The following is a 25,251-nucleotide window of genomic DNA, read 5'->3' on the forward strand; positions in this document are numbered from 1 at the left end:
TCCCCACCGCCCGAGCACGAGCCGAAGAGCAAGCCAACAACAGTTGACGTCCGACGACTCTGCCTCAACGTTCGCCGCCCGCCCTGGGCGGCGAACTGTCCGTCACGCTGGTGCATTCTCCGACGTCCTGGGTGACTACCTGTTGTCGCCGGAAAGGGTCAAAGTCCGGCGTCAAGTACCTGCAGCCGTCAACAATGTTCGTATGACCATCTCCTCGCAGGCCCGCTCGTTCGACACGGCTGCCGCCGGCTACGCTGCGAACCGTCCTTCATACCCGTCCGAATTGCTCGACGCGGTCGAGGAACTCACCGGCCGCCCATTGGAGGGCGCTCGCGTCGCCGACGTCGGGGCCGGCACCGGACTGGCGACAATGCTTCTCCGCGCCCGCGGTGCGAACGTCATCGCTGTCGAACCCGGCCCCGGGATGGCCTCCCAGTTCCGTCTCACCCTGCCCGACGTCCCCCTTGTGATCGGGGACGGCAACAACCTGCCGCTGGCCTCCGCCTCCGTCGACGTCCTCACCTATGCCCAAGCCTGGCACTGGACCGATCAGCGCAAATCCGTTCCGGAAGCTCTCCGAGTCCTACGCACCGGTGGTGCACTCGCCCTCTGGTGGAACGACTCAGACAGCACCATTCCGTGGATTGCCAACCAGGACGCGCGCTTGCGCCGGCTTTTCGGTGCTGACGACAGCCCTCACGACCCCATGGCCCGGTTCCGCGGACTGCCGTCCGAGCTCGGCTTCGTCCATCGGCACGTGCCGTGGACCCGGAGCGTTCCACTTGACATGCACCTCGCCAACCTCGCCAGCTACTCCGACTTCCTCGTCCTCGGCAAGGAAGCAACGAACACCTTTATCGCCAAGGAGCACGACCTCCTGACTGAGGTCTTCCCGAACCGGATGGTCGAGGAGCACTACGTCGTCAGCTTGGCTGTCACCACCTGCTGACACGGCGCTGCGACACGTTGGCAACCGCCAGCGGACAGAGGCGCGGCTCTGGTCTCGCAGGCTGGCTCAGGATCGAAGGGTGGATTCGGCCCGTCGCTCAGGCGGCGTACGCGTCGGCGAAGGCCGGGAGCTGCCAGTCGCCGCCGCGGTCCTTTCTCGACATGCGGGCGACCACGTCGGGGATGTGCAGGAAGCAGGCCAGCGCGGTGACGCTCTGGAACGCGCTGATGGCGTGCTTACTGAGGGGCATGCCCACGCGCAGGATGCGGGGGTTGACCGCTCCCTGGATCTCGTCGACGAAGGGCCGCAGGACCTGTTCGTAGTTCGCCAGCGCGGCCGGCAGGTCGGCCGGGTTCCGGTTGACCTCCCCGGCCAGAACGTAGGCGCCGACCAGGCCGCCGGAGATACCCATGCCGCTGTAAGGGGAGGCGCAGTGCGCGGCGTCCCCCGCCAGGACCACCCGCCCCTTGGACCAGCGGTCGATGCGGACCTGGGCGATCTCCTGGGAGTAGAAGAACGGGCTGTCCTTCATCCCCGCGACGAACCGCTCGGTCTGCCAGCCGGCGTCCTTGAACCGCTCGGCCCAGAACGCCTGCTGCTGCTCGACGGGAGCGCGATGGATCGCGGACGCTTCCGCCGACTCCTCGCGCATCACGAAGTACACCTGGGTCTCCGTCGCGTTGTGGCTGCGCCGCATGATCTGCCGCCCGCCCGGGACCATGTAGGTGTCGCGAATGTTGGTGTCGGAGGCAATCCGCGGCACAAACCAGTACGCCATGTGGATACCCACGCGCCAGTACGGATCGAAGCCCGGCGGCAGCAGCGCCCTGCGGGTACGCGAGCCCTGCCCGTCTGCGCCGATCAGCAGGTCGTACTCGCCCGACGTCCCGTCAGAGAAGTGCGCGGTGACCCGGTCGGAGTGCTGGTCAAATCCGTCAACGCTCATACCGAAGACATGCTCGGCGTCGTCCCTCGTCGCGTTGTGGAGGATGCGCACCAGGTCACCGCGCATGATCTCGTACTCCGATGTCAGGGTCTGGCGGCCCTTGCCGGAGGTGTTGGCCATGATCGTTGCCCTCGGTTTCCCGCAGGAATCGACGAACGCCACGCCCGCCTCGTCCACCAGCCGACTGCGCACCTCCCGAAGCAGCCCCATGCGCTCCACCGCCTCGATGCCCTGCCCTCGCAGATCCACCTGCGCCCCCGAGGCGCGTAGCGCTGGGGACCGCTCGACGACCGTCACCGCGTGCCCACCGCGCGTGAGCCAGTAGGCCAGCGCCTGCCCCGCAACGCCGCCCCCGGCCACCAGGATCCGCAGGGAACGATTGGCGATCTTGTTCGTCATGATCCGCACTCCAAAATCTATCGGTGATCGGTTCTGTCTTTCCAGATTCTTCTATCACCGATAGATTGTCAACGTGACGAAGATGAACCGTGAGATCGCCGTCTCTGAGGCGCTGGACCTGCTGGACGACGTGGGCCTGGAAAACGTCAGCACCCGGCGACTGGCCAAACGCCTGGGCGTGGAGCAGCCCTCGCTCTACTACCACTTCAAGACCAAGAAGGACCTGCTGGCCGCAATGGCGGAGGCGGCCATGGCCCCGCACGCCCACGCCGCCCTGCCAGAGCCCGGGGACGACTGGCGCCGGTGGTTCCTGGACAACTCGCGCAGCTTTCGCCGCACCCTGCTGCTGCGCCGCGACGGCGCCCGCCTGCACGCCGGCAGCACGCCGACCGGCGATCTGGACCGGATCCGTCGGAAGATGACTTTCCTGATCGCCTCCGGTGTACCCGAGCGGCAGGCACAGATGGCGATGCTGGCCGCCGGCCGCTTCACCGTCGGATGTGTCCTGGAGGAGCAGGCCGACGCCGACGCGCCGGACCCGGAGGACCTGCCGGACAATGTCCCCGCACTCGATCACGAGGCGGCCTTCGAAGCGGGCCTCGCCCTCATCCTCGGAGGCCTCGAGCAGCACACCGCTGCTCCCGACACCGCCCACTGACCTCCGACGGGTGAGCTAAGGACGCCAAGGCCTCGGGGCCCGTCTCATCGCGGGTGAGACGTCCCAGGAGTCGCGCAGCCCCTCAGGGCCGCCGGCCCGATCAGCCACACCGCAGCGCCTGTCGGAAGCCGTCGGCCGAACGCGCCGCACGTCCACCATGAAGCTCGCGCCCAGCAGCCAGTTGTGGTCATCCGGTTGTGATCGACTCGGTCGACGAGCGTGACTGCCCCGCGAGCGGCGAGGTTGCTGAATATCAGCCCGCTGCGGCTGGCAGAGATGCGTAGAAGAAGCCGTCGCAGAGCATCGGGAAGAGAACATCGGCTCGGCGTTGGGCGAGACAGAGCAGGCAGCATCGCTGAAGCGTCTGTGCGGACCGTTCGCGCGCCGGCATCGCCGCACGGCGGCTGGTTGCTCAAACGGTTTGCCCGAAGGGTGGACTTGCAAGAAGTCGAACTCATGTTGCGATCGGGGTTGCTCAACAGGTTGCATGTGGAAAATCCAGCGGGGCCTTCCACTGCAGACCAGGGGCCTTGGGCCAGTCTTTCCTTCTGGCGACACCTCTTCCCCGCAGGGGAAGAGACGATCTCGCCGGGAGAAAGAAGAGCAGGAACGGTGAACCATCGGCATGTCTGATCGAGGCCCAGAGCGTGAAGACCTCCAACAGCATTCCGGCCTCGAGCCAGGGCATCGACGCCGGCAAGAAGATCGTCGGCAGGAAGCGGAGCATCGTCGCGCTCTGGCTGTGGCCCGCACCGAATCCGCACGATGAATGCGAGACCGAAGACGACCCGGTTCTGGCCGCCCGGCGAGAGCACCCGCCGACCGCCCGCCCCGCGCGTCGCCGCGCCCCGCGAGCCAGTTGATCCGGCCCCGATCGGCGGCCGTGTCGTACGGCGCCGGGCGAAGGGTATCGGCGTCGGCGCCATCGCGGCGGCCCTCGATGACGCCCGCTTCGACGCCCGGCAGGGGTCCCGCCACGAGGACCTGGCCGACGACCTTCGCGGCCGGGGGAGCTCGCGAAGTAGGAGAGCCTGGACCAGCTGCTCGCCGCGGCCGCGCCGGGCACGGTCCACGACCCGGACAGCGACGACGCCGCTCAGGCCGAGCTCGCCGCCGCCCGGGAAGTCGAACTGCGCGAAGCACTGCGGATCGCGGACCAGCGCCGACGAGCTCCAAGCGCTGCGCTTCGGCACCCTGGAGCAGACCGAGCCCCGCACCGCGACGAAGCCGTGCGCGACGAACTCACCCGGCGAGTCCCACGGCCTCAAGCAGCCGCCGCCCGAGCGCGGCGGCGAGGAAGGAGTGCACGCACGGCTCGAAACAGAATTCCCGGGCCGATGTCGTCGGCGACCGCGTCGGCGGTGTCGATGTCCCTGGCGTGCCACTCCTGGATGTAGGCGAAGGCGTTGGCGATGTCGGCCGGCTCCATCGGGGCGAGCGGCGTGACGACGGTGTTCTCGGGAATGGGCGGCTCCCTCATCTTCGGGCCGCCCCGCTGAGCGCGGCGGCCTCAAAGACACCCTCGAACCGCAGCCCTGTGGAAGGCCAGGGCGAGCGCCGAGCCGGCGAGCGCGCAGGCACCGGGACCATCAGCGGTAACGCGACCGATCCGGACCGGGAACTTGGTGCGCGGGGGCCGGGTGCGCCGCGTCGGCGCGCTGCCGGGCCGACTGCCCCACGGGCCGCAGGGGCCCGGGGCCGTCGTCCGCTTCCGGGGTCAGGTGCCGTACACCTGGAGCTGCGCGAGCTGGCCCGCCGGCCAGCCCGTGTTGGCGGTGAAGACGAGCCGCAGATGGCGGGTGGTCGTGGAGGCGGGGAGGGTCAGAGTGGCGGTGTTCCCGGTGAGCGGGTCGAAGGAGCAGTCTGTGCTACCGCGCAGCATGGAGAAGGAGGCGCCGTCGGTGCTGCCCTGGACGGTGACGGCCTGCGTGCGCGCGCCCCAGCTGGTGGACGGCGGCAGGGCGAGAACGATGCGACGGACGTCTGTGGCAGTGCCCAGGTCGACCTGGAGCCACTGGGGGAAGGCGTGGTTGGCGCTCTCCCAGTACGTGCCCGGATCGCCGTCCACGGCGTTGCTCGCGCCGTAGGTCTGGGTGTGACTGCTTTCGGAGACCGGCCGGCGCAGCGCCAGGTCGCCGGTGGGGGTGCCGCCGCCGGCCGCCGTGGTGGCGGTGACCCGGGCCGAGGCCGCGGACACGGTGCCTGTGGAGTCGAGCGCCTGGACGTCGAAGGTGTACGAGGTCGACGGGGAGAGGCCGCTCACCGTGTACGTGGTGGTGTTCCCCGGAGCGGTGCCCACGGGGGTGACCGTGTCACCGGTGATCCGGCGCACGCGGTACCCCGTCACACCGGAGTCGTCCGTCGAGGCGGTCCAGGCCAGCGTGACGGTGGTGTCGGTGACGGTGGTGGCGCGCGGATTACCGGGGGCGGTCGGCGGCTGGTTGCCGTTGCCGCCGACGAGCGGTGGGGTCGGCCGGGTGGCGGTGAGGGGGAGCTGGCCCTTGAGCATGCGGCCGCCGTCGCCGGTCAGCCGGAGGTAGTAGTCGGACGAGCAGGCCGTGCCGTCCTCGTCGAGCGCGAGGAAGCCCGACCCGGCCGGTACCCAGTCCCGGGACTCCGCGGTCTTTGCGATCTGGTTGCCCTCGTTGTACTCGTCGAACATGGAGATGTAGACACTGGCCACCTGGGCCCGGCCCATGTTGTAGAACTGCCGCCACATGAAGTCACCATGAGCGCGCTGGCGTTCGGTGACCCCGCCGGGCAGGACGCACGGCTGGTAGTCGATGCCGTGCGCGGCGCACTCGGCGAGGTCGGGCATGGTCGCGGCGTTGTAGAAGTTGTCGGCGTCGCCGGCGTTGCCGATCCGGCCGACCAGCCACGGCGAGAGCATGTCGAAGGCGTGGTAGACGTCGCCGAAGCCCGGCCGGGAGTCCCGGTCGCCCGTTCGCCACCATGTCGGAACCCCTCCGATGACGTAGCAGCCCTGGGCCTTGAACCAGTTCAGCACGTCCAGACAGGCTTCCGGGGTGAACGGCCGCTGGGCGTCGTTGAAGCCGAAGCCCCAGATGCACACCACCGGTTTGCCGTTCTGCCGGGCATAGGCGGAAGAGTCGGTGTGCGCACGCATCTTGGCGGTCCAGTCGGCCTTGATGGCCGTCTGCATGGACGTCCAGTCGGACACGTCGTACATGATGTAGAACTTGACGCCCTCGGCCTCGGCGGCTGCGCGTACCTTGCTCGCCATCGCGTCGCGGGTCGGCCCTTCGCCGCCGGTCGGGTTGAAGCGCTGGAGGGCCGCCGCGTCGATGCCGTACTGCTTCATCCACCGAAAGTGGGTGTCGACGGTGGACTGGTCGTAGGACGAGAACAGCGAGGCCGGCTGCCCGTTGCCGAGGTTGCCGAAGGCGGTCCGGTACGTGGCCGGGTACTCACGGACATCGGGCCAGGCCACGATGGCGTGGTTGGACGCGGAGGGGGTCTCTCCCCAGTTCCGCGCCCAGTGCCACCAGCCGTCGATCGGGGCGCCGTCGCCCTTGCAGGCGAACCAGCCCTGATACCCCACGGTCACCTTGCCCACCACGTCCCCCGGGCCGCTGGCCGCGAACGAGGCGTGCGCGAGTGCGGCCTCCCCGCCCGCGATGACTCCTGTCAGTCCCGCCGCCGTCGCCGCTTGCAAGAACGTGCGCCGCGTGAATCCCACCGAGAATTCCTCCGATCAGTTCTCCACCACGGCGCCCCGGGGGGTCGCGAACGAGCCGCCGATAGCGCTGCAACTTCACGCCGGGAACTGTATTGACGTGGACACGTCCTCGCAAGAGGTCGTCATATAGATGAAAAAACAGAGCTTCTGCGTGTGTGGGGCGGCCGACCGCTCCGGGGACGCCCTTCGCCCCGACTGGGCGCCGCTCCGGCGGCCTGCGCGCGGGTGAGGTAGGACCAGGTGTCGCCGGCCCGGGTGATGCGGTCGCTCTCGTCGTGGAGGGCGATCACCGTGCGACCTCCGGGATGGGAGGCGGACTCGCCCGACGGGCACCGGATGGCCAGTGCGATCACGCCCCTCACCTGCGGATCGGCGGCCGCACGGAGAGCCGCCGGGCTCCCATGGAGTGACCGACGAGCACCACGGGCACGGGGCCCGCGACCTCGGACAGCTCGCTCGGCGTGCGGGCCCCCGTCGCGTTCCGTGATCAGAGGGTGTGGAACTCCCGCCTCAGCTCGGTGAATCCACGCTCCACGCGGCTGGGATGGACGCGGTTGGTGAGCAGGACCGCGTAGCGCCCGGCCGCCGGGTCGAGCCACAGGCTCGTGCCGGTGAATCCCGTGTGACCGTACGAAGCCGGGCCGAAGGTGCCGCCCACCGGGGAACCGGTCGAGTCCTGCCCCTGCCAGGCCAGGGCGCGGCGCAGGTTGAGGTGGTCCGTGCGCGGAGTGGTCATCAGCGTGAGGGTGTCCGGCTCCAGCAGTGGGAGGCCGCCGCCCAGGAGAGCGAGCGCGAGGCGTTCCAGGTCCGCGAGCGTGGAGAAGAGGCCCGCGTGTCCGGCGACGCCGCCGAGTACCACCGCGTTCTCGTCGTGCACCTCGCCGACGACGGTCCGGCCACGCCAGGGGCAGGCTTCCGTGGCCACCGCACGCCCCCGCTGGGCGGGCGTCGGCCGGAAGCAGGTGTCGGTGAGGCCGAGAGGTGCGCACACGAGCTCGCTCATCAGCTCGTCCAGGCCCCGGCCCGTGACCTGTTCGGCGATGAGGCCGAGCAGGATGAACCCCTGGGACGAGTACGTGACCCGGGTGCCGGGCGCAGCGGTGCGCGGCAGTGTGCCGAGCGCCGTCAGCAGGGACTCACGGGTCGGGTGGTCGCGGTAGAGCGGTACCCCGCCCGGCAACCCCGAGGTGTGGTCGAGGAGTTGGGCGATCGTACGGGGGGCGTGCCGGCTGTCCGCGTAGCGGGCCAGATGCTGTCCGACGGTGTCGCCGAGGCCGAGCTCGCCCCGGTCGACCAGTGCCATGACGACCAGGCCCGCCAGCGGTTTGGTCACGGATGCGAGGTCCCAGAGATCGTTGCCGTCCAGCGGGGGTCCCCCCTGCGCGCGGGTGCCCGTCCAGCCGCGGTCCCACGGCCCCTCCGTGCCGCCGAGCGACCAGGCGGCACCGGAGTAGAGACCGCGCGCCCGTCCGTCCTCCAGCAGCCGGCGCCGGGCGGCCGCCCGGGCCTCGGGGGGCGCCGCGCCGCTCGGGCCGGGGGCAGCCCCCCGCGCGCCGGCGGGCGTCGGGCCGTTCGGGCCGGAGGTGGTCCCTCGCGCCCCGGCGGGCGTCGCCGAGTTCCTGTCCGCGCTCACCGGGACTCCTCCGCCCCGCCGCTTCCGGCGGCCCCCGGGCCGGAATCCGTATCGCGGTCGTGGCCCGGCACCAGACCGAGCCGTGCGCCGGGCTGCGCGGCCAGGCCCGCCGAGACCGCGGCGGCGGCCGACCGCACCACCGGCCCGTAAAGCCGCGCCGCCGCCTCGTCGAGCGTGAAGGCGAGACCGGTGAGCACGAGGGCCCCCACCGCGCGGCCGGTCGCATCGCGCACCGGGGCGGCGAGCGCACGGCGGTCGAGCCAGGCGTCGGAGCCGTCGAAGGCGTAGCCGTCCCGGGCCGCCGCGGACAGGACCGCGCGGGTCACCTCGTCGGCGGGCGCACCGTCGGGGCCGGCGGACAGCGGTTCGCGCTCCGCGGCCGGCAGGGCGGCGAGCAGGGCGAGGCCCGCTGCCCCCGAGGTGAGCGGTTCGCGGAAGCCGGGGGTCAGGCCGAGGCCGAAGTCCTGCGCCGGAGCGCGGACGTCCAGATGGATGACGGTGCGGTCGTCGCGGACCACGTACGAAGCGAACAGCCCGGTGCGCACGCGGAGTTCGTCCAGAACCGGCCCGACCCTGCGCAGCGCGGCGTCGTCGGCGAGCACACCCGCGGCCAGGCCGAGGAGCCGGGGTCCCGGCCGGTAGCTGCCCCCCGGGCCCGGCTCGGCGTAGCCCGACGCGGCGAGCGCGCGGAGCAGCCGGTGCACGGTCGGTTTGGCCAGTCCAGTACTCCGGGCGAGGTCCGCGAGGCGATGCGGGGCGCCCGCCTCGGCGAGGGCCGTCAGGACTTCCATCGCCTTGTCCACCGGGCCGGGGGCGGGCGGTGCGATATTCGCTCCGGAGGCGCCGACGGGCAGCGCGGCGGAGGTCTGCTTCTGCGAACGACTGTTGACCGGTTTCCCCATGTGGCCTACCTTACCCGAACTGCATTCCATTCACCGGAACGAGTGTGTTGTCCAATGGAACGAATACGTGAAGGGGGAGGCGGCCCGGGACTCGGGTTCTCCCGCCGTTCGGTGCTGCGCCTGAGTGGCCTCGCGGTGCCCGCTCTCGCCGCTCCCGCCCTGCTGACCGGGTGCGGAGCCCCGTCGGCGGCCTCGGCCGGCAATGTGCTGCGGGTCTCCCAGACCGGGGACCCGAAGACGATGGACCCGCACAAGCAGGGCGACATGACGTCGATGAACGCCCTGATCAACATGTTCGACACGCTCACCACGCGGGGCCGCGACAACTCGCTCCAGCCACGGATCGCCCTGTCCTGGAAGGCCGTTGAGCCCAAGGTGTGGCGGTTCGAGCTGCGCCGGGGCGTCACCTTCCACAACGGGGAGCCGTGCGACGCCGAGGCCGTCCGCTTCAGCATCGAGCGGCTGCTCGACCCCGCGACGAAGTCGCCCATCGTGGAACTGCGTTACGTCGAAGGCGTCAAGGTGGTCGACCCGTACACGGTCGATGTCCGCACCTCGGTGCACGACCCGATCCTTCCCGCGAAGCTGTCCCTGTTCGGCGGCGTCGTCGTACCCCCGCGCTACCTCGCGAAGGTCGGCGACGAGGGCTTCGCCGCACACCCGGTGGGCACCGGCCCGTTCACGTTCCGGCACTGGCAGCGCGACCACGAACTGCGCCTCGCCGCCTACGACCACCACTGGCAGGGCCGCCCGCACGTCGACGAACTCGTCTTCGTACCCGCCCCCAACTCCTCCTCCGCGCTGGCCGCGTTGCAGAGCGGGGGCGTCGACATCGTGGCGGGCATGACCCCCGACGCGGCGCAGCAACTGGCCGGCTACCCGGGCGTGGAGATCGGCCACCACACCGGCATCCGCACCTCGTACCTCTCGCTCGACACCCTCACCGAGGGACCGCTGCGCGACCGGCGCGTACGGCAGGCGCTCAACCACGCCATCGACGTGCCCCTGCTCATCAAGGCCGTGCTCGGCGGGAAGGCCACCGAGGTCCCGGCGATGATCCCGCGCGGTGCCTTCGGTTTCGACGAGTCCGTGAAGCCCTTCGAACGTTCGCTCACCAAGGCCCGCGCACTGCTGGCCGAGGCCGGTCACCCCGACGGCATCAGCACCTCGATCACCGCCTCCAACCTGGACGCCAACGTGGCCGAGGCCATCGCCGGCCTGCTGGCCCGCACCGGTGTCCGGGCCAGGGTGAACCTGCTCGACCCGGGCACGTACTCCCAGCGCCTCACCTCCTCCAACCACGGCGCGCTCGGCCCCATCTATCTCGCCGCGTCCACCGTCTGGACCATGGACGGCGAGAGCATGCTCCAGTCGAACGTGCGCAGCGACCGGCGGCAGAGCCGCTGGCACCACAAGCGCGCCGACCAGCTCGTGGACCGCGAGGAACTGTCCGTCGATCCGGACGTGCGCCGCCGCGCCTTCTCCGAACTCCAGCAACTCATCAAGGACGAGGCGCCGTTCGTTCCCCTCTACCAGATCGACAACATCTACGTGCACAACACCCGGCCGAGCTGGACGCCCGGCGCCGCAGGGGTGCTGGACATGGCGAGCGCGAAGGTGGCCGTGTGATGAGCCAGACCCTGACCGCACCCGGCGTACAGGTCTCCGGGCCCAGTCGCGCCTGGGCCGTCCTGCGGCCCGCCGTCTCCCGCCTCGGCACCGCACTCCTGGTCCTGCTGTGCACCGCCACCGTCGTGTTCTTCCTGGTACGCCTTTCCGGCGACCCGGTGAAGGTGATGCTGCCCCCCGACGCCACCGCCCAGCAGGAGGCCGTGCTGCGGCACAGCCTGGGCCTTGACCGGCCGCTGCTCACGCAGTACCTGGACTACCTGTGGGGCCTGCCGCGCTTCGACTTCGGCAACTCCCTCTTCTACAACCAGCCGGTCCGCACGGTCCTGGCCGACCGCATCCCCGCGACGCTGCTGCTCGCGGCCGGCGCCCTCGTCGTGACGCTGGTGATCGCCCTGCCCGCCGGCACGATCGCCGCGATGCGGCGCGGCAAGGCCGCCGACCGCGGTGTCATCACGGCCGTCCTGATCGGCCAGTCGACCCCCGCCTTCTGGGTGGGCATCCTGCTCATCCTCGTGTTCGCCGTCGGCCTGCACGCGCTGCCCGCCTCCGGATACGGCACCTTCGCCCACCTCGTACTGCCGTCGGTCACCCTGGCCGTCTACTCCGTCGCCGTCGTCGCACGGCTGCTGCGCTCCTCACTGATCGACGTGCTCGGCTCCGACCACATCCGTACGGCACGCGCCCGCGGCCTGGGACCGGTACGCACCGTGCTCCGGCACGGACTGCGCAACGCGTCGCTGCCCGTGGTGACGGTCGTCGGGCTGGAGATCGGCAGCCTGCTCGGCGGCGCGATCCTCACCGAGCAGGTCTTCTCCTGGCCCGGCGTCGGCCAGCTGACTGTCCAAGCCATCGCCAACCGCGACTTCCCCCTGGTCCAGGGCACCGTGCTGCTGTTCGCCGCCACCTTCGTCGTGGTGAACCTGCTCGTGGACCTGTCCTACGGCCTCCTCGACCCGAGGGTGAGGAACTCCCGATGACCACCACCGCCCCCGCCCCCACGGCCCCTTCCACCGCCCCCGCTCCCGTCTCCGCCCAGCCCTCCGTGCTGCGCTCACTGCTCCGCAACCGGCTCGCCGCCGTCGCGCTCGTCTTCCTCCTGCTGATCGTCGTGTGCGCGCTGTTCGCACCCCTGATCGCGCCCGCCGACCCGGCCGCCCAGAACCTCCTCGGCAGGCTCCAGCCGCCCGCCTGGCAGCCCGGGGGCGACAGCGCCCATCTGCTCGGCACCGACCAGCTCGGCCGCGACCTGCTCTCCCGGGTCGTCTACGGCACCCGGGTCTCCCTGCTCGTCGGCGCGGGCGCGGCCCTGCTCGCCGGTGTGATCGGCACCCTCGCCGGCCTCGCCTCCGGGTACCTCGGCGGCTGGACCGACCGGGTCGTGATGCGGTTCGCCGACGTCCAGCTCGCCTTCCCCGCGATCCTGCTGGCGCTCGCCGTCGTCGGATTCGTCGGCTCGGGCCTCGGCTATGTGATCCTCGTGATCGGCGTCACCGGCTGGGTGTCGTACGCCCGCGTCGTGCGCTCCGAAGTCCTGTCGCTGCGCACCCGCGACTTCGTCACCGAGGCCCGCGCGATCGGCGTCGGCGACCTCGCCATCATGCGGCGCCACCTGCTGCCCAACGTCATGGCACCCCTGGCCACCATCGGCACGCTGCACATCGCGTCCGCCATCGTCGCCGAGGCGTCGCTCAGCTACCTGGGCCTCGGCGTCCCCAAGGAGACGGTGACCTGGGGCGGCATGCTCGCCGACGGACAGCTCTACCTCGGCACCTCCTGGTGGATCGCCGTCTTCCCCGGCATCGCCCTCATGCTCACCTCGCTCTCCATCAACATCCTGGGCGACGCGCTGCGCGACGTCGCGGACCCGAAGGCGTACCGCCGATGACCGACTCCGCACAGACCCCGCCCGCCGAGCCCGTCCTCGAATTCCGGGACCTCCGCGTCGACTTCGCACTCGCCTCCTCCACCGTGCACGCCGTACGCGGAGTGAACCTCTCGGTCGCCGCCGGCGAGACGCTGGCCGTCGTCGGCGAGTCCGGCAGCGGCAAGTCCGCCACCGCCCTGTCCGCGATGCGCCTGAACCCGGAACCTCCGTGCGTGTACGCGGGCGGCCAGGTGCTGCTCGACGGCCGGGACGTACTCGCCCTGCGCGAGAAGGAACTCCGCAAGATCCGCGGCTCCCGGATTTCCATGGTCTTCCAGGATCCGATGACCAGCCTCGACCCCCTCCAGCGGGTGGGGGACCAGGTGTCCGAGGTGCTGCGGCTGCACGGCGACCACACCCGCGCCGAGGCCCGCCGGGCCGCGCTGACCGCGCTGGACGAGGTCGGCATCCCCGACCCGGAGCGGCGCTACGGGCAGTACCCGCACGAGCTCTCCGGCGGTCTGCGCCAACGCGTCATGATCGCGTCCGCCCTCGTGGCCCGCCCCCGCGTCCTCATCGCGGACGAGCCCACCACGGCGCTCGACGTGACGGTGCAGCGACAGATCCTGGAGCTACTCGTACGGCTCCAGCGGCGCCACGGCATGGCCGTGCTGCTGATCACCCACGACCTGGGCGTCGTCGCCGAGACCGCCGACCGCGTCGTCGTCATGCGGCACGGCGAGGTCGTTGAGACCGGCGACGTCGAACAGGTCTTCACGCGCCCCGCCGCCCCGTACACACGCGAGCTGCTGGCCGCCACCCCCCGACTGGAGCCCGTCGCATGACCACGACCCCGCTGCTCGAGATCGAAGGACTGCGCAAGGAGTTCCCCGGCCGGCCGCCGAGCGTCGCCGTGGACGATGTCTCGCTCACCGTCCGGGAAGGCGAGACCTACGCCTTGGTCGGCGAGTCCGGCTGCGGCAAGACGACGCTCACCCGGCTGCTGCTGCGGCTGCTCGAACCCACCGCCGGCAGCGTACGGTTCGACGGCACGGACCTCCTCGCCCTGAAGGGGGCGGCGCTGAGGCCACTGCGCCGGCAGATGCAGGTCGTGCTTCAGGACCCGTACTCCAGCATGAACCCGCGACTCCGCATCGCCGACATCGTCGGGGAGCCCCTGGTCACCCACGAGGAATGGGCCCGCGGGCGGCGCGGCCGGGCGAAGGCACGCGACCGGGCCGGGGAACTCCTCGACGCCGTCGGCCTGGACGCGGGCATCCTCGACCGCTATCCGCACGAGTTCTCCGGCGGGCAGCGCCAGCGCATCTCCATCGCACGGGCCCTCGCGCTGGAACCGCGCCTGGTCGTGCTGGACGAACCGACGAGCGCGCTCGACGTGTCCGTGCAGGCCCGCGTACTCGACCTGCTCGCCGATCTCCAGGACCGCCTCGGCCTGACCTACTTCTTCATCTCGCACAACCTGGCCGTGGTGCGGCAGATCGCCGACCGGGTGGCCGTGATGCGACAGGGCCGCATCGTCGAGTCCGGCACCGCGGACCAGGTGTTCACCTCGCCCGAGGACGCCTACACCCGGCGCCTCCTGGACGCCGTACCCGTCCCCGAAGCCGGCCGCCGGATCCTGGGAGGCGTCGGCGCGTGAGGGCGGCCCTAGCTCCCCGACAGCACCAGCCCCGCCGCCCCCAGCAGCGTGCCGGTGTCCGCGGCCTCGCCCAGGACCACGGTGGGCAGCTCGCCGCCGCCGAGCGCGTCGGCGCGCAGCCGCGACTCGACCAGGGCCCGGAACGGCTCGCCGCCGTCCAGGGCCTCGCCGTGCAGCACGAACAGGCCGCACGCGAACAGCTGCTGGACGGTGGCCAGGCCCAGCACCAGGTTCTCCGCGTACCGGTCGACAAGACGGGCGGCGGCCGGTGCGTCGGACGCCACCAGGGCCGCCAGCGTGGCCTCGCCCTGCGAGAAGCCGTGCTCGGCGGCGCGCTCACGCAGCCACCGGGTCGTCGCCACGGTCTTCCAGCAGCCACGCCGTCCGCAGGTACAGAACTCACCGCTCGCGGTGACCGTCATGTGGGCACCGCTGCGGCCGCCGGCCGGGGCGAGCACCTCCCCTTCGTAGAGGATGCCGACGCCGAGGACGTCGCCGGTCGCGACGGAGGCGAACGAGCGCCGGCCGCGCCCCGCACCGAACCAGCGGTCACCGAGCACCTGCACACGCGCCCGGTGCTCGACCCGCACCGGTGCGCCCGACAGGTCCGCGAGCCGGTCGGCCACCGGGTGGCCGCGCAGCGCCGGGGCGTCGTTCACCTCGATGATCCGGCCCGCCACGGGGTCCACCACACCGGCCGCCGCCACGCCCACCCCGAGCAGGGACTGCCCGTCGAAGACCGCAGCGGCCTCGCGCAGCGCCGCGTCCACCAGGGACGGGTCCGAGCCGGCCGGGTCGAAGCGGGCCTCCGTCCGCGCGCGCACGGCTCCGGCGCGGGTGAGCAGCGCGGCACGCACCAGACCGGGCAGCACCTCGACGGCGCCCAGCACACCGCCGTCCCGGCCGGCCGGCTCGTCCGGCCGCAGGTCGGGAACCAACCGCAAAGGAATACGTTCATGCGCCATGCGCCGACTCTGTCATGCCCCCGGACCGGGGAGACAGCGGCATGACCCACCGCAATCTCACCGAGACCACCTGGCGCGAGACACGGGCGGCGGCGCCCGAGGCGATCGCCGTCCTGCCGATCGGCTCCCAGGAGCAGCACGCCGAACACCTGCCGATGGGCACCGACACGATGCTCGCCGACGCCGTGGTCTCCCGCGCCCTGGCCCTGCTCGACGAGCGCGCCGCCACCGGGGAGGCCGTGCCCGCCCTCGTACGCCTGCCGACCCTGCCGTACGGACACAGCCCGCACCATCTGTTCGCGGCGGCGCTCACCCTGTCGGCGCCGGTGCTCGGCATGGTGCTCGACGAGCTCCTCGACTCGCTGGCCGCCTGCGGCTACCGCCGGGTCCTCGTCGTCAACGGTCACGGGGGCAACGACGAGATCATGCGGCTCGCGGTCAAGCGGTTCGCGCTGCGCGCCGACGTGACGGCGGCCGCGTGCTCGTACTGGACGCTCACCGACACCGGTGAGCCCGCCGACGCGGTGGAACCGGACGGCCTGGTACCCGGACACGCCGGCTGGTTCGAGACGTCGCTGATGCTGGCCGCGCAGCCGGAGCTGGTACGGGACGAGCGGGCCGGGCACGCACCGGTCGAGCCCCCGCCCCTCTTCGACAAGCCGCCCTATCCCGGACTCACCGTGGAGCGGCACGGCGAATGGGAGCGGGTGGGCGGCGCCACCGACGACGCCGCCGGTGCCGACGCCGAGCACGGCGAGCGGCTGCTCGACCGGCGTGCCCGCGGCCTGGCCCGGGCCGTGCTCGCCTTCGACGCCGCGTCGCGCCCCCTCGCGTGACCCCCACCACCCCACACAAGGAAGTGCACATGAAGATCACCGAGGTCGACGTCCACGTCGTCAACCTGCCCCTCGTCAACCCGTTCACCAGCTCCTTCGAGACGAAGACCGGGGAGACGCGCACCGTGGTGCGCATCAGGACCGACTCCGGCGTCGAGGGCTGGGGCGAGACCATGTGGGGCCGACCGGTCGCCGCGATCGTCCGCGACCTCGCCGAGGACCTGATCGGTACCAGCCCGTTCGCCCTGGAGGCTTTCCACCGCCGCCACCACATGGTGCCGTTCTTCTACGGCTACCTGGGATACGCGGCACTCGCCGCGATCGACGTCGCCTGCTGGGACGCCATGGGCAAGGCCACCGGGCAGTCGGTCACCGACCTGCTCGGCGGCCCGGTGCGCGACCAGGTGCCGCTGACCGCCCTGATCACACGCGCCGACGCCCCCGGAGCCGGTGCGGAGGACCTGCCGCGCGCCCTTGCCGAGCACACCGAGCGCGTGGTCGCCGAGGGCGGCTTCACGGCCGTGAAGCTCAAGGGCACCAAGGACGTCCAGGGCGACGTCGCGATCCTGCGGGCCGTGCGCGCCGCGCTGCCCGAGATCGACCTGCGCGTCGACCCGAATGCCGCCTGGTCGGTGCCGGACTCGATCCGGGCCGGTATCGCCCTGGAGGAACTGGACCTGGAGTACCTGGAGGACCCCTGCGTCGGGATCGAGGGGATGAGCCAGGTCCGCCAGAAGGTGCGCATCCCGCTGTGCACCAACATGTGCGTGGTCCGGTTCGAGGACTTCGCACCCGCGATGCGGCTGAACGCCGTCGACGTGATCCACGGTGACGTCTACAAGTGGGGCGGCATCTCCGCCACGAAGGCGCTCGCCGCGCACTGCGAGACGTTCGGCCTGGGCATGAACCTGCACAGCGGCGGCGAACTGGGCATCGCCACGGCGGCCCACCTCGCGGTCGTCGCCAGCACCCCGGTGCTGTCGCGCGCCATCGACTCCATGTACTACCTGCACGCGGACGACATCATCGAGCCGCTCACGCTGTCCGGCGGCAGCCTGCGGGTCCCGGACGGACCGGGTCTCGGGGTCACCGTCGACGAGGACAAGCTCCGCCACTACGCGGGGGTCAACGCCGCGGAAGGAGACCTCACCAAGTGACCGCCGACAGCCCCCTCACCCCGCGCCGTGTCGTCACCACGGCCGGAGCACCGGCACCGATCGGCGGCTACAGCCAGGGCATCGCCGCGGGCCCGTACCTGTTCACCTCGGGCTTCGGTCCGCAGGACCCGGCCACCGGCGCACTGGGCGACACCATCGAGGAGCAGACCCGCCAGGTCCTGGCCAACGTGAGTGCCCTGCTCGCCGCCGACGGGCTCACGCTCGACGACGTGGTCAAGGCGACGGTCCACCTCCAGGACGTGCACTGCGACTTCGCCGGCTTCGACCGCGTGTACCGGGAGCACTTCAACGAGCCGAGGCCGGTGCGCACCACGGTCGGCTCCCAGTTGATGGGCATCCTCGTGGAGATCGACGTGGTGGCGCTGCGCCGCGCTTCCTGACCGGGGCCGGGGTTACGCGTCAGGGCCGGCCCGTCCGAGGACGAGCCGGCCCTGGCCCGCAGCGAGGGGCCGACCCGTCCGGCCCGGGACCGCGCCACGCCTCGTAGGATCGGCACATGGTGGCCTTTGTACCGTCGTTCGTCTGCTTCCTCCTGTTCTGTGTCGGTGTGGTGCGAGACCGCCGCCGCATGAGCAACGCGGTTCTGCTGGGCCTGTCCACCGTCCTCGCGGTGATCGGGCTCCTCCTGCATGTGGCTTCCGAGCGAGCCCAGTTGGGCCGTGATCTCGTCGTCGTGCTCCTGACCCTCGCGGGCGTGGGCGTCGTCACGCTTGCGTGGTTCCTCATCGCCAACGGAATCACCATGGTCCGCAAAGAGGGCCGGAGCCCGGCGAACCTGCTGTCCCTGGGGGCCGGCATCGCTCTGGTAGCCCTGCTCGCGCTGCTGATCACCGCGCTGGTGCTGCACACCCACACGCTTCTGGTGGTGGCGGCGACGGCGGTGGCGCTCGCCGGATACATCGCCTTCCTGTTCCTCTGCTTCCTCGTCTACGGGAGCCTGTACGGGCGTCTGCGCATCCGGCGCCGGGCGGACTTCGTGGTGGTCCTGGGCTCGGGTCTGATCGGCGGTACCACCGTGCCCCCGCTGCTGGCCGGCCGCCTCGACCGGGCCCGTAAGGAACACTCCAGGCTGTCGCGGAAGGGCCGGCGCCCGGTCCTGCTCACCTCGGGAGGGCAGGGGCCCGACGAGAAGGTGCCGGAGTCCCACGCGATGGCCGACTACCTGGTCTCCCAGGGCTTCCCCGCCGATCTGATCGAACGCGAGGACCGCTCCACCACCACGGACGAGAATCTGACGTTCAGCAAAACCCTGATGGAGCAGGCGAATCCGGACTACCGGTGCGTGATCGTCACGAACAACTACCACGTCTTCCGCGCCGCGATCATCGCCCGCCGCACCGGCGTCCGGGGTCATGTGATCGGCGCCCCGACGGCCGCGTACTTCTGGCCGAGCGCCATGATCCGTGAGTTCGTGGCCCTCTTGGTCGCCTACCGTCGCACCAACGCCGTTCTCTTCCTGCTCGTCCTGCTCAGCGGCGTCTTCATCTGGTGGCTGGGGTGACCGGAACAGGCGCGCGGTGGCTTGCGGCGGGCGCGCCAGCCCTGCAAGGGCGGCGCGCAGAACGGCGGAGATCGCCACGTACGCGCCCCAGGTCATCGCCTGTTTGGGTGTTCAACACGCACTTGGCCGGCCGGAGGCAGGAACCGGTCCGCGCGGCGCAGACCCGCGTGCTGGCCGAGGCGGTCGCCCGCTACGACCGCACGATCGTCCTCGGTGACTTCAACGCGATGCCGGCCGCCTCCGAACTCACCGTGATGGGGGCCCTTCGCGGCTTCGCGCCGCTGGAACAACGGGTGCATCTCACCCCGTGGTCGGACCACGATCTGGTGCAGGCCGATCTGAGTCATGCCTCGGGCCACACGGGGAAGGAAGGAGGGTCCCAGAACCAGGGAGGCTGTTGTGGAGCGGGATCGAATCGGACTGGCAGAGGTGCTCGCCGCGGCCGAGGCTGCCGCGCCGGTGCGCTCCCTCGACGTCGTGGCGCAGATTCTGCGCGAGCGGTTCGGAGCGCGGCATGTGTCGTTTCTGTTCGTCGACGTCGTGGGCCGGCGACTGCTGCGCGTCCATGAGGAGAGGACGACGGCACGAGAGCACGGCGCCGACCAGGTGCTCTTGGCGGGCAGTGTGTACGACGATGTCCTGCGCACCCAGAAGCCGGTCATGGCGCTCGATGGCGGACAGGGCAGACGGGTGCTCGCCCCGGTCACCAACCGAGGAGACGCCATCGGCGTGCTGGAGCTCTATCTCGCCAACGCCTCGGAGGACGTGCTGGAGCAGGTCGCGGAGGTCGCGCACGCACTGGCGTATGTCATCGTCACCGACCGCCGCTTCACCGATCTCTATCACTGGGGCAACCGCACCGCCTCGGTCACCCTGGCCGCGGAAATCCAACGCCAGCTCCTTCCCTCGGCACCGTCCTGCGAGGCACCCGAGTTCACTCTCGCCGGGGCCCTGGTGCCGGCCTCCGACATCGCCGGTGACACCTACGACTACAGCCTCGATGAGCACACCCTGCACCTGTCGATCACCGACGCCATGGGCCACGACGTCGACGCCTCCCTCATGGCCACCCTGGTGGTCAACGCCTCCCGCGGCGCCCGCCGCGCGGGCCTGGACCTGGCAGGGCAGGCCCGCCAGACGCACCGGGCGGTCCTCGACCACGGCCGCCGTACCTTCGCCACCGGTCAGCTCCTGCGCATCGCGCTGGACGGCACCAGCGCCGAGCTGGTCAACGCCGGACACGTCTGGCCGCTGCGATTGCGCGACGACGGGGTCGAGGAGATCCGCCTGAACATCAATCTCCCCTTCGGTGTCTCTCCGCAGGGCGCTTATCAGGTACAGGACCTCGACCTGCGCCCTGGAGACCGCATCCTCCTCTACACCGACGGCATGCAGGAACGCCAGGCGACAGCCGTCGACCTGCCCCGCCTTCTCCGCGACACCGCCGGCGAGCACCCCCGAGAGGCCGTGCGCGCCATGGTCACCGCGGTCACCGAAGCCTGCGACGGCCATGTCCAGGACGACGCCACCGTCCTGTGCCTGGACTGGTACGGCCCGACCCGCCCGAGATGAAACCCCGGCACACCTAGGGCCTTTTCTTTGGATCATGCGGGGCTCGCGGGCTGTGTCACCGCGCCTCGCCGGTCACGATGAGGCGGCCCGGCGGGTGCGCCGTTCGGCGGCCTCCACGGCGTCCTCGCGAAGCGGGCCTCCTGGAGCAGCACCGCCCCCGCACCGGCCAGGGCAACCCCCCCGGCTGCCGCGCTCCAGCAGCACGGCGCCCAGGCGTCGCTCAAGCCCGCCGATCGCCGGAGAAGGATCGATGACATGACTGAGACGAACACCGAGACCACCCCAAGGTCGCGCTGGTGACCGACGGCAACAAGGGCATCGGGTACGAGATCGCCGCCGGACTTGGCGCGCTCGGCTGGTCGGTCGCCGTCGGCGCGCGGGACGACGAGCGGCGCGAGGCCGCCGTGGCGAAGCTGGGCGTGGGCGGGGCCGACGCGTTCGGCGTACCGCTGGACGTGACCGACGACGCGAGCGTGGCCGCGGCGGCCCTGCTGATCGAGGAGCGCACCGCCTCGACGCGCTCGTCAACAACGCGGGCATCACCGGGGGCGGACCTCAGGAGCCCACGACCGTCGACGTGAATCGGGACGGGCGGCTCCCTCACGCTCCAGACCACCCCGGGCGCCGAGACCGGCCCGATCTCCGTCGCGTACGCGCCGTCCAAGACGTTCCTCAACGCCGTGACCGTGCCGTACGCGAACGAGCTGGCCGGGGGCACAACCCTCAGCAGGGCGCGGCCGCCGCGATCCGACGGGCCACCGTGCCGGCCGACGGGCCGCTGCTTCGACGACCAGGGGGAGGTCCCCTGGCGACACGCTTCCGGTTCGCGCTGCCGGATGGGCGCGTACCCGTTCACCGTTCTTCGGGTGGCCGGCCCGAGACGCCGACGTACCAGTCGTCGGCCTCCGTCATCCCGTCCATGCTCGGCTGGTAGGGCTTGACGATGTTGTCGGCGTCCTTGAAGTACACCGTGACGCACAACGGGTACTCCTTCCCGGTGGGCGCCGTGACCGTCTCCCGGGGGGCCACCCACACGAACTTCCCCGGCTGCTCCCACTTCTGGCGGGCGAAGGTCAAGGTGGGGTCGGCCGTACCCAGCTGCAGCAGCTCCGACCAGCTCATGTGCGTCACGGTCCGAGCCTAGGGCGCCGACTCCGCGACGGGGAAGAGGAGTTGACAGCGCGGGACATCGAGGGATAGAAGGCGCCGGGCCGCCGTCGTCAGGGTGCCGGGAGGGGGGGGGAATCGTGTGGAACCTACGGAATCCGGCGCATTCAGGGGTTTCGGTTTTCGCTCCCCATGGATCGCCGGGGAGGCGCACAGGGCCTCCGGACCGGGGGTGGTGCCGTTCCGTGGCCACGGAACGGCACCACCCCCGTGTTCGTCGGATGCGTCAGCCGATGTTCGGACCGTTGTCGTTCGCCAGGTTCAGGCCGAAGCGGGCCTTGAGCACCGGGGCGCCCAAGTCGACCGGGTTGAAGGCGAACGAGCCCGTGGCGGTCAGGCCCGAGGAAGCGCCCCGTAGCGACCACACGGCACCACCGTCCGCGACAGCGTCGAGGTCCTCGTCGGGTGCACCGGCTGCCAGGTCCGCCTTGCCGTCCTTGTCGATGTCGAGCAGCCGGACCGATCCGCCGAAGTGGTCACCGGCCTCCGCCACGCCCGGCACCCCGGCCGAGTCCTGGTGGAAGGACTGCGAACCGGTACCGCTCAGTCCGCCGGAGCCACCCTTCAGCAGCACCACGGCGCCTGCCCCCTCGGCCGTCTCGATGGCCTCGAAAGGCACACCGGCGGCCAGATCCGCGTAGCCGTCGCCGTTGACGTCACCCGAGCTGAGCCGGGCGCCGAACTGGTCTCCCTTCTCGCCCACCCCGGGCACACCCGCGGTGTCCTGGGTGATCGTCTTCGTACGGGTGGTGCTGAGTCCGGACGCGGAACCGTAGTAGATCTTCACGGTTCCGGGGTCGGTGGCCAGGTCCTCCGTGATGCCGTTCGGAACCACCCGGGTGGCGAGGTCGTCCTTGCCGTCCTTGTCGAAGTCACCGACCGCGGTGGCCGCGGCGCTCGGGAGCGGGGTCGAGGTCTTGGACAGTCCCTTGGAGGTGCCCAGCCACAGCTTGCCGCCCTCGGCGTGGTTCTCGTACGCGAAGAACGTGCACAGGTCGTCGATCCCGTCGCCGTTGAAGTCGCCGGCGGCGGTGTCCGACATGTCGTTGTCCGTGTCGGACATGAAGATTCCCTGCTTGCTGGCGGGCTTCCCGGCCCGGGTGAACGGCCCGTAGAGCACGTCGCGCTGCCACCCGTCGTCGCCGTTCAGCATCATCAGATCCGTCGTCCCGTCGCCGTTGAAGTCGCCGGCGGTGAGGTCGTCTCCAATCTGATAGTCGGGCAAAGTGGGCACACGGACCGCGCCCTGTCCGGTGATGCCGCCGGAGCTGCCCCACAGCAGGATGACGGAGCCGTTGATGGCGTACCCCTCACCCACGAACCGCTCATGGGTGACCAGAGCGAGGTCGGTCAGCCCGTCGTGGTCGAGGTCCTCGGCAACCATCCGGTAGCCGAAGGCCTGGCCGACTCCGGGCGCCCCCGGCACGCCCGCTGTGTTCTGGTCGATGACCGTGGTGTTCGCCGTCGTCAGGCCGTTGGACGACCCGTAGGTGACGGCGATGTAGCCGGCCCGTGCGTGCCCGGCCACCGTGGCGGCGGGGGCGGCGACGGCGAGGTCCTGATAGCCGTCGCCGTTGAAGTCCTCGCGCACGGTGGTAGCCGCGCTTCCCTCGGTTGCACCGCTGGGAGCCGCGACTGCCGCGCCTCCCGACAACGCTGTAACGGCGCAGACGGCTAGGGCCAATGTGGTGCACATGCCCACAAATCTCTCCTTGGTCGCGTACGCGGAGCCACTGGCGTACGAGGTATGAGGGCTCGCATCGGAGACCCCCATGACGGGGAGAAGGTTGCACGACAAACGAAAGATGAACTCGCCCACATCGCAAGGCAGTCGACGTAGGCGGCTGATCCGAGGAGGCCCGCAAGTGGTTTCCGGACCAGCGCCTGACGACCGGACCTGCCAGGGGATCGGTCGTGCAGCTGCTGGGTGCTGACGTGGCGCGTCGGGCCCGCGTCCGCGCCGGTCGGGGCTGCCGCCTCGGGCAGGACCTCCGCAGCCCAAAGATGATGCCGAGCGAGCTGCGCGGCTGACGGCATCGGAGCCCGCCACCCGCAGCCGTTCCCCCGCTCCGGGTGGCTCCCCTGCCCGGCAGGACGGGGCGCCGTCCTGCCGGTGCGCGGGCCGAAGGGCCCGGTCGCTCAGGTTCTGCCGGGTTTGCCCGTCGAGACCAGCAGGAGGACGGACGAGCCCGGTGCCACCGGTTCTGCGCCGCCCCGGGGGTCACTGCTGATCACCTGCCCGGCGGGAGCGTTCCAGTCCGTGTGCCGCATGATCGTGCAGCTCAGTCCGAGTCCGCGCAGCAGGCTTCCGGCCTGTTCGACCGGCATGCCGGCCAGGTCCGGCAGAGCGATGCCCGCTCCCGCGGTCTGCTCCTGTGTCGGAGTCGCATCGGCGCTTCCGCTCTTGGGGGTGCCGGTGGCGAGCGGGGCGCACGCCCCGTTCGCCGGTGAGGACAAGGACGGGGAGGCGCCGGGCGCGGGCGGCACGGGCTTCAGAGCGAAGAACCCCACCGTGGCGCACGCCAGCACGCAGCACGCCGCAGCGGTGCCGAGGAGCGCCCGGCGGGTGCGGCTGCGGCTGACGACTCGCTCGATCGCGGCCGCGTCGACGACCGGCGCCGTCGGCCCGTCGGCGAAGGAGGCCACCGCGGCACGCAGCTCGGCTTCGAGGCCCGGCTCGAACGGGGCGGGTCCGGACGACGTGTTCCTCACTTCGTACCTCCGAAAGCGGCCGACGGGGTGTGCGGCGCCTGGGCGCCCGATACGGAATCGCGCAGCTTGGCCAGGCCGCGGGCGAGCTGGGACCTCACCGCACTCGAAGAGATGTCCAGGACGCCGGCGACCTGCCGGGCGTCCAGATCGTGCAGGTAGTACAGGACCAACACGCTGCGCATGCCCATCGGCAGCCCGAGCAGTGCCTCGATCAGTTCCGCGCGCATATCCACCTGTCCGAACCGGTCCCGGGGGTCGGCCGTCTCGGGCACCCCCGACAGCCCGGGGCGCTCGCCCAGGCGCGACAGCCGCCGCCAGCGGTCGTTGGCCAGGTTGACCAGCACTTTGCGCACGTACGCCTCCGGCGAGTCCGCCACCGCGACCTTCCGCCAGTGTCGGCACGCCCGCTCCAGCGCCTCCTGCACCAGATCCTCGGCCACGTGCACGTCACCGGTCAGCGCATACGCGGTGCGGAACAACGCTCCCGACCGCTGTGCGACGAACTCCGTGAATCCGATGCCCGGACCGCTCCTGCGAAACCTCACCCGCCGACCTCCTCTCCTCGTTCCGTCCCAATCACTGCCCCCATGACGGCGGAACGGGGCCGGGTGCTGCACCGAGCCGTCGGCAGTGACGTGAATCACAGCTGGGACGGAGGGGTGTCCCAGGACCTCGCGCCGCTGCCGCCCGGGGTGGGGGCGGGGCCGGCGCCCCGCGCGGGCGGACGCGACGCCGCTCTCGACCTCGGCGAGTTCGCCCCCGCCGGCCCCGTCCTGCGGGTCATCCCCGGCGGCCGGGAAAACCGGCCCGGGTCGGCAGGGTAACGGCCGGCCGTCGCCTTCGCCGAGGGATTCACCGCAATCTGGCAGCGGGTCGACCGGCTGTGCTGGGTCCAGTCGTCCAGCCGTACTGTCTGGACGCGTCATGGTGACGCCATGCTCTTGTCGGAGTTCCTGCTGCGATCTCTCGGTTTTGTG

At 71.1% G+C, this 25,251-nt stretch carries 23 protein-coding genes and 4 pseudogenes; 16 read left to right on the top strand and 11 right to left on the bottom strand.

Annotated features, from left to right (window positions below):
- Nucleotides 1-202 precede the first annotated feature (202 nt).
- Nucleotides 203-949, top strand: a complete 747-nt coding sequence (locus AMK18_RS08060) for a class I SAM-dependent methyltransferase (protein WP_073862238.1) — start codon at nucleotides 203-205, stop codon at nucleotides 947-949.
- A gap of 97 nt (nucleotides 950-1,046) precedes the next feature.
- On the opposite strand, the gene AMK18_RS08065 is transcribed toward AMK18_RS08060, so the two are convergent.
- On the bottom strand, nucleotides 1,047-2,294 hold the full coding sequence (locus AMK18_RS08065) for an FAD-dependent monooxygenase (protein WP_073862322.1): 1,248 nt from the start codon (nucleotides 2,292-2,294) through the stop codon (nucleotides 1,047-1,049).
- Between the two features lie 82 nt (nucleotides 2,295-2,376).
- Between AMK18_RS08065 and AMK18_RS08070 the strand changes: the two genes are divergently transcribed.
- The gene (locus AMK18_RS08070) at nucleotides 2,377-2,952 is read left to right on the top strand and encodes a TetR/AcrR family transcriptional regulator C-terminal domain-containing protein (protein ID WP_073862323.1); all 576 of its coding nucleotides are present in this window, start codon (nucleotides 2,377-2,379) and stop codon (nucleotides 2,950-2,952) included.
- A gap of 605 nt (nucleotides 2,953-3,557) precedes the next feature.
- Nucleotides 3,558-3,683: pseudogene (locus tag AMK18_RS34365) on the top strand (IS5 family transposase); the annotation flags it as partial.
- A gap of 533 nt (nucleotides 3,684-4,216) precedes the next feature.
- Here the strand turns inward: AMK18_RS34365 and AMK18_RS08085 are convergent.
- The 4 genes from AMK18_RS08085 to AMK18_RS08105 form a co-directional block, all read right to left on the bottom strand.
- A complete protein-coding gene (locus AMK18_RS08085; RefSeq protein WP_073862239.1) occupies nucleotides 4,217-4,432 on the bottom strand; it encodes a hypothetical protein in 216 nt (71 codons plus the stop codon).
- Nucleotides 4,433-4,669: 237 nt separating this feature from the next.
- Complete coding sequence (locus tag AMK18_RS08090) at nucleotides 4,670-6,652, bottom strand: discoidin domain-containing protein (protein WP_073862240.1); 1,983 nt, start codon at nucleotides 6,650-6,652, stop codon at nucleotides 4,670-4,672.
- 487 nt (nucleotides 6,653-7,139) lie between these two features.
- On the bottom strand, nucleotides 7,140-8,135 hold the full coding sequence (locus AMK18_RS08100; protein ID WP_073862324.1) for a serine hydrolase domain-containing protein: 996 nt from the start codon (nucleotides 8,133-8,135) through the stop codon (nucleotides 7,140-7,142).
- 146 nt (nucleotides 8,136-8,281) lie between these two features.
- Nucleotides 8,282-9,187: an IclR family transcriptional regulator gene (locus AMK18_RS08105; protein ID WP_073862241.1), complete on the bottom strand. Its 906-nt coding sequence runs from the start codon at nucleotides 9,185-9,187 to the stop codon at nucleotides 8,282-8,284.
- A gap of 54 nt (nucleotides 9,188-9,241) precedes the next feature.
- Here AMK18_RS08105 and AMK18_RS08110 point away from each other — a divergent pair, with 54 nt between their 5' ends.
- Genes AMK18_RS08110 through AMK18_RS08130 form a run of 5 tightly spaced genes read left to right on the top strand, consistent with a single transcriptional unit; the run spans nucleotide 9,242 to nucleotide 14,343 of the window.
- A complete protein-coding gene (locus AMK18_RS08110; protein WP_073862242.1) occupies nucleotides 9,242-10,816 on the top strand; it encodes an ABC transporter substrate-binding protein in 1,575 nt (524 codons plus the stop codon).
- Entirely contained in the window at nucleotides 10,816-11,796 is a 981-nt protein-coding gene (locus tag AMK18_RS08115; protein WP_073862243.1) for an ABC transporter permease, read from the top strand. The genes AMK18_RS08110 and AMK18_RS08115 overlap by 1 nt, the downstream gene beginning before the upstream one ends.
- Nucleotides 11,793-12,704, top strand: coding sequence for an ABC transporter permease (locus AMK18_RS08120; RefSeq protein ID WP_073862244.1), 912 nt, complete (start codon nucleotides 11,793-11,795; stop codon nucleotides 12,702-12,704). Before AMK18_RS08115 ends, AMK18_RS08120 begins: the two co-directional genes overlap by 4 nt.
- A complete protein-coding gene (locus AMK18_RS08125) occupies nucleotides 12,701-13,528 on the top strand; it encodes an ATP-binding cassette domain-containing protein (protein WP_018104764.1) in 828 nt (275 codons plus the stop codon). The genes AMK18_RS08120 and AMK18_RS08125 overlap by 4 nt, the downstream gene beginning before the upstream one ends.
- Nucleotides 13,525-14,343 (top strand): ATP-binding cassette domain-containing protein, encoded by an 819-nt coding sequence (locus tag AMK18_RS08130; RefSeq protein ID WP_073862245.1) that lies wholly within the window; start codon nucleotides 13,525-13,527, stop codon nucleotides 14,341-14,343. The genes AMK18_RS08125 and AMK18_RS08130 overlap by 4 nt, the downstream gene beginning before the upstream one ends.
- A gap of 8 nt (nucleotides 14,344-14,351) precedes the next feature.
- On the opposite strand, the gene AMK18_RS08135 is transcribed toward AMK18_RS08130, so the two are convergent.
- Nucleotides 14,352-15,308: an ROK family protein gene (locus tag AMK18_RS08135; RefSeq protein WP_239079210.1), complete on the bottom strand. Its 957-nt coding sequence runs from the start codon at nucleotides 15,306-15,308 to the stop codon at nucleotides 14,352-14,354.
- A 41-nt stretch (nucleotides 15,309-15,349) separates the two neighbouring features.
- On the opposite strand from AMK18_RS08135, the gene AMK18_RS08140 reads away from it, so the two are divergent.
- From AMK18_RS08140 to AMK18_RS08165, 6 genes and pseudogenes are all read left to right on the top strand, one after another.
- Nucleotides 15,350-16,144 carry a creatininase family protein gene (locus AMK18_RS08140; protein WP_073862325.1) on the top strand — a complete coding sequence of 265 codons (795 nt, stop codon included), beginning with the start codon at nucleotides 15,350-15,352 and terminating at the stop codon, nucleotides 16,142-16,144.
- Nucleotides 16,145-16,173: 29 nt separating this feature from the next.
- Entirely contained in the window at nucleotides 16,174-17,301 is a 1,128-nt protein-coding gene (locus AMK18_RS08145; protein WP_018104760.1) for a mandelate racemase/muconate lactonizing enzyme family protein, read from the top strand.
- Nucleotides 17,298-17,702 (top strand): RidA family protein, encoded by a 405-nt coding sequence (locus AMK18_RS08150; RefSeq protein ID WP_073862247.1) that lies wholly within the window; start codon nucleotides 17,298-17,300, stop codon nucleotides 17,700-17,702. The genes AMK18_RS08145 and AMK18_RS08150 overlap by 4 nt, the downstream gene beginning before the upstream one ends.
- A gap of 116 nt (nucleotides 17,703-17,818) precedes the next feature.
- Complete coding sequence (locus AMK18_RS08155; RefSeq protein ID WP_073862248.1) at nucleotides 17,819-18,823, top strand: YdcF family protein; 1,005 nt, start codon at nucleotides 17,819-17,821, stop codon at nucleotides 18,821-18,823.
- Nucleotides 18,824-18,924: 101 nt separating this feature from the next.
- Nucleotides 18,925-19,167: pseudogene (locus tag AMK18_RS35160) on the top strand (endonuclease/exonuclease/phosphatase family protein); the annotation flags it as partial.
- Nucleotides 19,168-19,222: 55 nt separating this feature from the next.
- On the top strand, nucleotides 19,223-20,395 hold the full coding sequence (locus AMK18_RS08165; protein ID WP_073862249.1) for a PP2C family protein-serine/threonine phosphatase: 1,173 nt from the start codon (nucleotides 19,223-19,225) through the stop codon (nucleotides 20,393-20,395).
- An 81-nt stretch (nucleotides 20,396-20,476) separates the two neighbouring features.
- Here the strand turns inward: AMK18_RS08165 and AMK18_RS35665 are convergent.
- Nucleotides 20,477-20,638: pseudogene (locus AMK18_RS35665) on the bottom strand (LysR family transcriptional regulator); the annotation flags it as partial.
- Between the two features lie 50 nt (nucleotides 20,639-20,688).
- Between AMK18_RS35665 and AMK18_RS34165 the strand changes: the two are divergent.
- A pseudogene (locus AMK18_RS34165) lies at nucleotides 20,689-21,204 on the top strand (SDR family NAD(P)-dependent oxidoreductase); the annotation flags it as partial.
- A gap of 43 nt (nucleotides 21,205-21,247) precedes the next feature.
- Here AMK18_RS34165 and AMK18_RS08180 read toward each other — a convergent pair.
- The 4 genes from AMK18_RS08180 to AMK18_RS08195 form a co-directional block, all read right to left on the bottom strand.
- Nucleotides 21,248-21,517, bottom strand: coding sequence for a Thoeris anti-defense Tad2 family protein (locus tag AMK18_RS08180; RefSeq protein ID WP_018104755.1), 270 nt, complete (start codon nucleotides 21,515-21,517; stop codon nucleotides 21,248-21,250).
- 271 nt (nucleotides 21,518-21,788) lie between these two features.
- Nucleotides 21,789-23,258, bottom strand: a complete 1,470-nt coding sequence (locus AMK18_RS08185) for an FG-GAP and VCBS repeat-containing protein (RefSeq protein WP_073862326.1) — start codon at nucleotides 23,256-23,258, stop codon at nucleotides 21,789-21,791.
- Between the two features lie 443 nt (nucleotides 23,259-23,701).
- On the bottom strand, nucleotides 23,702-24,274 hold the full coding sequence (locus AMK18_RS08190) for a PASTA domain-containing protein (protein ID WP_073862251.1): 573 nt from the start codon (nucleotides 24,272-24,274) through the stop codon (nucleotides 23,702-23,704).
- Nucleotides 24,271-24,753 (bottom strand): SigE family RNA polymerase sigma factor, encoded by a 483-nt coding sequence (locus tag AMK18_RS08195; protein ID WP_443333218.1) that lies wholly within the window; start codon nucleotides 24,751-24,753, stop codon nucleotides 24,271-24,273. Before AMK18_RS08195 ends, AMK18_RS08190 begins: the two co-directional genes overlap by 4 nt.
- Nucleotides 24,754-24,861: 108 nt before the next feature.
- On the opposite strand from AMK18_RS08195, the gene AMK18_RS08200 reads away from it, so the two are divergent.
- Complete coding sequence (locus AMK18_RS08200; RefSeq protein WP_241836496.1) at nucleotides 24,862-25,098, top strand: hypothetical protein; 237 nt, start codon at nucleotides 24,862-24,864, stop codon at nucleotides 25,096-25,098.
- The last annotated feature ends 153 nt before the right edge of the window (nucleotides 25,099-25,251 follow it).

It is taken from the genome of Streptomyces sp. CB01249 (genome assembly GCF_001905735.1).
Lineage (GTDB): Bacteria > Actinomycetota > Actinomycetes > Streptomycetales > Streptomycetaceae > Streptomyces.